The following is a 7,231-nucleotide window of genomic DNA, read 5'->3' as shown; positions in this document are numbered from 1 at the left end:
CATTTTTGGCATAATAAATGGCAGAAACGTCGACTATTTTTGGGTTTATGAAGTACGTTTCTGCCACAGATATTCTATCAGATTTTAAAAAGACTGTCGACAGTCACTTTGTCAACAGTCTGAAATGAGATTGCTCTCATTTCTTTATCTGTTTATCTTATTATAGACAGTACAAATTACGCAGTTTTAATTATCCGACTCAGTCAAAGAAGACTGCATAATCCTAATCGTTTATCATGGTAAAATACATAACCATCGATTAGAACAATCTTCTTCCGTCTGTTATATCAATCCCGCATTGCTTCGCTCTTCCTGTCTGTTTGAATGGATTCACTCGTTCTATGATACCGTCATGTCTGAAAAAAGAGCCTGTATTTTTAAACCAGAAGGTTTTACCGGCTTCCACGCACTGCCTGTGAAGGTCAAGCACCCACTCATAATCACATATGCGTGCCTCTCTTCCGGTTTCTCCGCCTACAGTGACATGATCAACACCATCGAGATATGGTGTTAAATCAATCGCTTCCAGTAACGGGGCACAGGCGATAAACCGACGCTTCATGGGATAGGATAGAAATAAGGGCAGTCTGTAATCGGCTGCTTCCTGATTTTCGACGGTACATCCTATATTCACGTGCTCATATCCGCTTCCCCAGTCATCTGGCAAGGCGACAGGAAAACGATCAATTCGCTTTGTCAGAATCAAAAATTCTATATCCGTCCGCTGCTTGATCATCGCCCAAATTTCCTCACGCCAGGCATCGGCTTCCGGCAGAAAGAAATCCGTGGCAAAGCAGGTCGCAAGAATCTTGTTTCCTTTGATATTGTATTCACCCTTTGCGTTCTTTCGGATCGGCCAGTCAAATTTATCCGTCTTCTGTATGGTATTCTGACCATACCGTTTTGCATGAGGACCGTAAAAATAGCAATTTGTACAGCCCTCGCTGATTTTATAGCACCCTGTCCATGGTTCCCAGTTCATACGGCTTCCTCACTTTCAAATATTGTTTTACCTGAATTTTTACATGCATACTAGCAGCTTCCATAAAGACTGAAGTTTTCCTGCATATATGTTTCGGTTTGCAGCTTTGATTAGATTATCTTATGTATAGCTGACACATTACACGCTGGCATCGTTTAGTTCAAATAGATTTCCTTCCGGGTCTCTGAAGTAAGTACACCGCATGCCCCATGCTTCTATAAATTGCGGCTCTCCAAGAAATTCCACACCAGCTTCCTGTAAACGACAGTAATCCTGATTCAGATCATCTGTAGGTATGACTGCAGTTACCGTGTCCGGCTGCTTATTTGTATCCGGCTGCACATATCCCTGAAACATCGGCATGGCATCACCTAAAAAGATAGCGAAGCAGGGCTCCTCCTGCGAATCTGCCGCAAAGGAAGTATAGGGACCATTTCGGTCTCCCCAAACTACATGCAGTCCCAGCTTCTGTGTGTAAAAATCAAAGCATTCTCCATAATTCTTCCGTACCAGTACACGAATCGTCGTTTCCTTGAATTTCATTCTTCATATCCTCTCTTTCGCTTTTATGCTCCCCCTTCATCATACTCTAAAATTTAGCGATTTCACTGTAAAAATCGGACATATTTTCTTTGTATTCCTGCGGCGTGATGCCGCAGACATTTCTGAAGTCCTTCACGAAATGAGAGACATCATAATATTGCAGTGTATCGCATACAAGCGCAGTGGATGTGCCTTCTTGATTCAGAAGCCGAATTGCTTTATTTATACGTACCAGTCGGGAGAAAGCTTTTATACTAGTACCAACAAACTGCTGAAACAGCCGGTTGAGATGGCGCAGGGAGTAGTATACCTGATCTGAAACTTCCTGGGAAGGCAAGGTGCCCTCTGACTGAATGATTAACCTCATGGCAAGCATGAGTTCTTTGGAATATGGATATTGTATAGTATGCAGAAGGAGGTCTTCCACATTCATTAGCAATTCATTCGCTGTACTGCTGTGAAGATAGCAACAGCGCAATTTCCAATCCAACACTGTATCGAGTTGCATAAAAGGAATGATTTTATCTTTTAAATCCTGTTGTTGTATCCCTGTAAAGGGAAAGAATCCGGCTGGTTGAAATTCTATTATGAAAATACATTTACATTTATTCGCGATATCTCCTACTCTTTTTGGCTTTGTTGTCGGTCCGAATAGAAAGCTGTGCAATAAGGTTCCGTATTCAAATATTACAAGCGTCACACTGCCATGGGGCATTATCGTATATGCATTGGATATCATGGATGCATTGGAAAGGATATTGTAAAATTTGAGATATAGGCGTTTAATGATACATTGGGTAGTATATAGGCATACTCATCGCCCTGCATAAGTATGCTTTCTCTCCTGATATCTGTAAGACTTTCTTTCTGTATCATACGCGTACCTCTTTGTGTAATCTTTCTTAATTATTAAGACTGCTTCCGTTATTTAGGAACTTTCTATTTTTATCTTAATCATTCAGTAACCAATCAGAAATATCAACTTTTCTAATACCCTCATATTGATATTCATCATGGCTTGTCCTTGCTATAACCATTTTAGAATAGGCGTCATCATTTTTTAATAACGTGCTCATTTCCCTTTCAAAATTTTCACATCATTAATAGTCGAAATTTGAATATAAATTTTTCACTTTGTTTGATTGCAGCAAAATCTACTTCTTTTTTATAAAGAATTCCAACATAAACTCCATACCCTCTACGTAGCAATTCATTATACAAATTTCGCCCATTCAATACCTAAATACAATTCTTTAATCATAATAAAAATCTCCTCTACTTCAAATTTTCTAATTCCTTAATCGCATCTAAATAATCTCTTTCAACATCGCTTAATGGTTTTGCGTTATATTTCTTATATTCTAATTCAGCTTTCTCCATGGCTTTTTTATGAGAAATCGAGCCATTACCAACTAATAATTCTTCTCCAGTGACTGTTAAAATGTTATCTAGGTGTTTTACCCAATCTCCCATTGTCATCACTTGCTCTCGTTCTGCTTGTCTTTCAGCAAACTCAAGATACCCTGACACAAGTTGCCCCATTGCTTTTAACTCTTTTTCATTTAAATAATTCTTTGCAATCTTCGTTTCTTTTAATGTTGGATGATTTCCAGAAAAAGTAGTTAAACCCATAAATTCTTTTTCAGCATCTACTCTATGATAAATAACTTCAGCTGCAGTTTCACCATGAATAGCATAGTGAATTTTGTTTTGTACTTTTTTAAAGAATTGAATAGATACTTCAGCAGTTGGATCATAATCAATACTTGTGGCATATATCTCAAGAATTTGTCTATAAAACACCTTTTTAGACGCACGAATATCTCGAATTCTTTCAAGTAATTCTTTAAAGTATTCCGCCACCGCCTAATTCTTTTAAGCGTTTGTCATCAAGCACAAATCCTTTTTTCAAATACTCTTTAATAAGGTTTGTTGCCCATATTCTAAATTGTACCCCTCGTTTTGATTTCACACGATAACCAACCGAAATAATTACATCAAGATTGTAATATTCTATATTTCTTTCTACTTGTCTGTTTCCTTCATTTTGAACTGTTGCAAAATTTGCAACAGTTGCTTCACGAACTAATTCACCTTCTTCATAAATATTCTTAAAGAGTATCAATAACATAATTGATTTAGAAAATTAGATGTCATCGATTAATCCAACTTTTCCATTAGAAGAAAATTCAGCCACCAGATTATCATTAGGTAAAAAATCAGGATATCCATTATTAACAATTATTAATTGCAAATCATCATCGTTATCCTCACATACTTGTATTAAATACCGAATAACAGCATGATATATTTCATCATCTTGAAAATCCTTTTCTTTTGAAGAAGATCCTAAATTCTTACGTGGGGTATCAATCATCAATAAATTTAAATGATTTAAATCCTCTGACTTAGATTCTAGTAAGATTGATAAATAATATGCCATCGTTATCAAAGTTACTGCTCCTAAACTTCCTATATCATTATACTTCTTTCCTCTTACGTAAGGTAAATAATTATTTTTGTTTATGAATGAATCACTTAATTTTGGAAATTTAAATGACTTTAAGATATTACTGAATGTGCTAGAAAGCCCTATTAACACTTCATCTTTATCACTTGACGATTTTTTTGTTTTAATTTTAGTATCTAGAGCATCAACTTCTTTTTGTTTTTGGACTAGAAGAAGTGTTAATCTATTTAACTCTTTGATAAAATCCAAATTTTTCTTTAATTCATCCAATTCTTTATAATGTTCTCCAATTTTCAAATTTATAAGACCAATTTCTTCCACATACGGATTGATAAATTGTTCAGTCAATTCACTTAATATTCGATTGTTTTTTGATAAAACTTGACTTAATTTCTTGATTTCGTTTTCTATAGTTTCTTCTTTCAGCTCTTGTTCTCTGATATGCTTATCAATTTCATTTCTTTTCTTAACATTACTTATTCGCTCTGCCCTTAATAAAGCAATATTTTCTACAACCTCGTCCATCGTTTTCCCACATATTTGACAATCTGTATTAGTATGCTTTGAAAGAGGCTTCATACAATTAGGACAATATAAATAATCATACTTGTTTATTAAATTTATACCCATAATTGCAGCATCTAATTTTTCAATTTCTTTATCATATTGATTAGAGAGTAAAATAAGTTTATTGATATAGTCATTTTGATCATTTAACTGTTTTTCTAATTTTAAAACATTTAATTTATCTTTGGCGATGACACTATTTAATTCTTTCACAAGTGTATTATCTATATCTTCAAATGATTTATTTTTAATAATAGACAATCTATTTTTCAACTCGCTGATTTCTTGATTTATTTTATATTTAACTTTTTCAGATTCACTAAAATCATTAATTCCGGCATTCTTTAAAAATTCAGAAATCCCGTTATATTTTGTTTTATCATTACTTAACTCATCTTTTTTTTCTTTCAATTGTGCCTTTAGATCATTAATTAATTTATCATATATATCAAAAATTATTTCAAAGGTAGCCTTTCTTTTATAATTTAAAACATAATTATTCTCTGCATCATATATATCTTCATTATCAATTTTGGTTTGCTTTAAATAAGAATATTTAAACAAATCTCGAAAACTAAATTTTTGATTAGTTATAATAACACCATCTAATCCTATTTTGATAATAAAAAATCAGATAGTGTCATTTGCCCTTCATCAGAATCTTGAAAATATATACCATTATGTACAAAAGTATTTTTCTCTGTATCGAATATTTCAACAACAATTGGAAGATTAAAATTGAATAATTTCCTCCTTATTTTGAAGAGTGTACCATTTAACATTAACTCTACTTCTACATCTTTACATTTTTGATGTACTTCTATATATGATTTATGAGAATCTGAGCCTAAAGCATAATCAATTAATTCAAGAATAGTAGACTTTCCTGTTGACGTGGGTCCTGAAATAAAATTTAACCCTTTTCTAAATTTAATCTCATAATTTTTATTGAAACCTACTAGACGAAATACCTCTATAAACAATTTCATTATTAAATTCCCCTCTCTTCAATAATCAAAGAATTAATATCTTCGATTATTGATTTATTACTCATTTTGCATATATTTAATATAATAAAATTGCTACTCTCTTTTACTTTATCTAGATACTTTAATTCAAGTTTACTTATGAAATTTTCACCAAGAAGAGTGATTGAAAAATTACCTGATTTATCGACCTCAATTAAATTTCTAGACTTCAAGTTAGAAAGAATGGCTGAGTAAAAATTATAGTCAGGCATCCAATGAAAATAAGAATATTTTGTATCAAAATCTTGTTCATATTCAATTTTTGACAGCAATTCAGGAAATTTTAAATAAAAATCATATAAGGAAATTCTATCTCTATTCGTATTTTTTTTATGATTCTTACCTAAAACATTTAGAAAGCCCATGATTCTTAACATTGTAAGGTTAAACTCTTTATAATTTACTTTACTTATTATTTCTTTCATAAATTTTGCTCCATATACTCAGATAATTTAATGAGATAGTTCTCAATCCAACCTAATTTTTTTTCATCTGCTAATTGATGTAATATACCATTTTTTGCGAGCAATGAGTATCCTGAAGTTTTAAGCATAGTAGAATCCAGATCCTCTATTCTTTGACAAACGTTTCCTAATAAATTATTCCCGTCGTTTGAGTTATTGATAATCCTATACTGTGTTCGCCATAATGAATGAATTTTATTCTTTAAATTATTATAAATTCTTAATCCTTCAACTGCATCCTTGCTTAGTTCAGTGTACATTGCGATTTCAGCATTGTAAAAATCAATTATACATGCATCTGTATCTTTAATATTTGCACTTTCCAGCATTTTGACAAAAATATAATCTTGGTAGACAACAACGATATTTTCAGCATCATCATATCCATAAATAATTTCATTTGCAACATCTTCTTTAAATGCAGTCATTTCTTCTAGTATTTTCTGTAAAGCATTTCTTATATCGTCATCAAATATTTGTGAATACATTTTGTAATCTTTCAATTTTCGTATCAGATAACTTCCATCACATAATTCAATCTTAAGATTCGTAGTTTCACGTTCTGCTTTCCACTTTGACCACCAAAGAAGCTCTTCCTTGTCAAGTGTTAATGGTAAACACAAATACCAATTTCTAGGTGTATAATTTCTCGTTGCAGTTTCAAAAGAATCAGTAATTTGTTTTTTTTGTGAACTTCCTATTTCATCAGGAAAAAACTTGCATTGATATATTATTCTAGGCGCCGGTAAATCTCCCACTAATACGTCGATACCTCCATCTCCTTGACTTAATCTTACCGCTTTTGCTTCAGGACCATATTTATGTTGAAAAATTTGAATACAAATTTCTTCAAAAACATTTCTTGCGCCTTCTTGCCCATGTATATCTATTAAATATTTAAAACCTCTCTCCATTATAATTCCTTCTCCCTTCAAAGATAATATCTTACTAATATAATACCACAAAAGCCAAAATTTTGAAATCGCTTCCACCAGAGGCAAAAACATGCGCAAAAAAAATATATCTAATTACTATAGAATTAGATATCAGACTCGGGTCTTTGACAGACTATATATAGCCAACATCTTCTAAAGCTTTTTATCAAAGGCTTTTTTTATGATTATTTTGTCAAATATTTCGTTTTATTATATGGTAATTATTGGTAATTTGTGATATA

General features: G+C 32.4%; 10 protein-coding genes. 1 reads left to right on the top strand and 9 read right to left on the bottom strand.

Annotated elements, in window-relative coordinates:
• Positions 1 to 259 precede the first annotated feature (259 nt).
• The 3 genes from NE665_RS22945 to NE665_RS22935 all read right to left on the bottom strand — a co-directional run bounded on the left by NE665_RS22945 (position 260) and on the right by NE665_RS22935 (position 1,862).
• Entirely contained in the window at positions 260 to 982 is a 723-nt protein-coding gene (locus NE665_RS22945) for a DUF5131 family protein (protein WP_044905054.1), read from the bottom strand.
• Between the two features lie 138 nt (positions 983 to 1,120).
• Complete coding sequence (locus tag NE665_RS22940) at positions 1,121 to 1,525, bottom strand: VOC family protein (protein WP_117442284.1); 405 nt, start codon at positions 1,523 to 1,525, stop codon at positions 1,121 to 1,123.
• A 46-nt stretch (positions 1,526 to 1,571) separates the two neighbouring features.
• Complete coding sequence (locus NE665_RS22935) at positions 1,572 to 1,862, bottom strand: helix-turn-helix domain-containing protein (RefSeq protein WP_220431380.1); 291 nt, start codon at positions 1,860 to 1,862, stop codon at positions 1,572 to 1,574.
• A gap of 250 nt (positions 1,863 to 2,112) precedes the next feature.
• Here NE665_RS22935 and NE665_RS22930 point away from each other — a divergent pair, with 250 nt between their 5' ends.
• Positions 2,113 to 2,289 (top strand): hypothetical protein, encoded by a 177-nt coding sequence (locus NE665_RS22930; protein WP_220431381.1) that lies wholly within the window; start codon positions 2,113 to 2,115, stop codon positions 2,287 to 2,289.
• A 511-nt stretch (positions 2,290 to 2,800) separates the two neighbouring features.
• Here the strand turns inward: NE665_RS22930 and NE665_RS22925 are convergent.
• Genes NE665_RS22925 through NE665_RS22905 form a run of 6 tightly spaced genes read right to left on the bottom strand, consistent with a single transcriptional unit; the run spans position 2,801 to position 6,968 of the window.
• Positions 2,801 to 3,388 carry a virulence RhuM family protein gene (locus NE665_RS22925; protein ID WP_257354305.1) on the bottom strand — a complete coding sequence of 196 codons (588 nt, stop codon included), beginning with the start codon at positions 3,386 to 3,388 and terminating at the stop codon, positions 2,801 to 2,803.
• A complete protein-coding gene (locus tag NE665_RS24790; protein WP_257354304.1) occupies positions 3,372 to 3,656 on the bottom strand; it encodes a virulence RhuM family protein in 285 nt (94 codons plus the stop codon). Before NE665_RS24790 ends, NE665_RS22925 begins: the two co-directional genes overlap by 17 nt.
• A gap of 15 nt (positions 3,657 to 3,671) precedes the next feature.
• Positions 3,672 to 5,126 (bottom strand): hypothetical protein, encoded by a 1,455-nt coding sequence (locus NE665_RS22920; RefSeq protein ID WP_220431382.1) that lies wholly within the window; start codon positions 5,124 to 5,126, stop codon positions 3,672 to 3,674.
• A 47-nt stretch (positions 5,127 to 5,173) separates the two neighbouring features.
• Positions 5,174 to 5,551 (bottom strand): AAA family ATPase, encoded by a 378-nt coding sequence (locus tag NE665_RS22915; protein WP_178759978.1) that lies wholly within the window; start codon positions 5,549 to 5,551, stop codon positions 5,174 to 5,176.
• Between the two features lie 2 nt (positions 5,552 to 5,553).
• Entirely contained in the window at positions 5,554 to 6,015 is a 462-nt protein-coding gene (locus NE665_RS22910; protein WP_117442285.1) for an ABC-three component system middle component 2, read from the bottom strand.
• Complete coding sequence (locus NE665_RS22905; protein ID WP_117442286.1) at positions 6,012 to 6,968, bottom strand: hypothetical protein; 957 nt, start codon at positions 6,966 to 6,968, stop codon at positions 6,012 to 6,014. The genes NE665_RS22910 and NE665_RS22905 overlap by 4 nt, the downstream gene beginning before the upstream one ends.
• Positions 6,969 to 7,231: the final 263 nt, after the last annotated feature.

The sequence above is a fragment of the Clostridium sp. DFI.1.208 genome, from assembly GCF_024463855.1.
Taxonomy (GTDB): domain Bacteria; phylum Bacillota_I; class Bacilli_A; order Erysipelotrichales; family Erysipelotrichaceae; genus Clostridium_AQ.
Note: the sequence above shows the minus strand (reverse complement) of the source record. Positions and strands in the feature narration are given on the sequence as shown.

Excerpts from the sequence above, each read along its gene's own strand:
- NE665_RS22945 (WP_044905054.1), bottom strand. The coding sequence starts at position 982 with ATGAACTGGGAACCATGGACAGGGTGCTATAAAATCAGCGAGGGCTGT.
- NE665_RS22940 (WP_117442284.1), bottom strand. The coding sequence starts at position 1,525 with ATGAAATTCAAGGAAACGACGATTCGTGTACTGGTACGGAAGAATTAT.
- NE665_RS22930 (WP_220431381.1), top strand. The coding sequence starts at position 2,113 with ATGAAAATACATTTACATTTATTCGCGATATCTCCTACTCTTTTTGGC.
- NE665_RS24790 (WP_257354304.1), bottom strand. The coding sequence starts at position 3,656 with ATGTTATTGATACTCTTTAAGAATATTTATGAAGAAGGTGAATTAGTT.
- NE665_RS22915 (WP_178759978.1), bottom strand. The coding sequence starts at position 5,551 with ATGAAATTGTTTATAGAGGTATTTCGTCTAGTAGGTTTCAATAAAAAT.
- NE665_RS22910 (WP_117442285.1), bottom strand. The coding sequence starts at position 6,015 with ATGAAAGAAATAATAAGTAAAGTAAATTATAAAGAGTTTAACCTTACA.
- NE665_RS22905 (WP_117442286.1), bottom strand. The coding sequence starts at position 6,968 with ATGGAGAGAGGTTTTAAATATTTAATAGATATACATGGGCAAGAAGGC.